Below are 718 nucleotides of genomic sequence, written 5' to 3'. Positions count from 1 at the left end.
GTAACATCGTGTCCATCAAGCACAAATTTACCTTGTGTTGCTGGTGGTAGATCTGTGATTGCAACTGAATGTAGCGTATCGCCACTATCAACATCCGTAAATCCAAACTGACTCGCTTGCATTTGATAATGCGTGTCTTCAGTGCCGTTACTTAGCGCAACTTGGGTAACGGTTGGCGCATCATTGGTGCCTACAACGTCTATGTGCAACTCGTATGCCGTTCCATCATAACTATGAACACGGTAGATAACGGTTTCAGTTTGCCCTTGAGCAAGGTGTTGCAAATTGGCATTATTAACGCTGTACCCCCAATTGCCCAAGCTATCAATACGTAACATGCCACCAAACGGATCGTGAACTGCTGATTCACCAAACTGGCTGTATTGGAATTTATTCTCCCCGCTATCTGGATCCACAACTTGTAGTCTTCCATTCGCGAGCTCAGTTGTAACCCCTGCATTGTGGCTGCTGTGTGAACCATCTTCAGTGACGTGGTCAGTTGTTACTTCTGAAATGATGGCGCCGTCTGGGGTAGCGGTGAGTGTGGTAGACGCCCCTGTATGAGTCGTTCCGCCATGCGCATCTGTCACATCATAGCTAAAATGAACTTGGCCGTTATAGTCTTTGGTTGGAGTAAAAGTGTAGGTGCCGTCTTGATTATCTAGAATAGAACCATGATCAGCGTGAAGATTCGCAACGGTGAGTTTGCCTAGGTCGT

General features: G+C 46.8%; 1 protein-coding gene. It reads right to left on the bottom strand.

The genetic code is table 11. The features are described from left to right. A partial coding sequence (locus tag AB4513_RS24780; RefSeq protein ID WP_133151990.1) for a cadherin-like domain-containing protein occupies positions 1 to 718 on the bottom strand: 718 nt, incomplete at both ends.

The organism is Vibrio sp. 10N.222.54.E6, assembly GCF_041473955.1.
Classification (GTDB): Bacteria; Pseudomonadota; Gammaproteobacteria; order Enterobacterales; family Vibrionaceae; genus Vibrio; species Vibrio tasmaniensis_A.
This window is presented reverse-complemented; position numbering and strand designations above follow the sequence as displayed.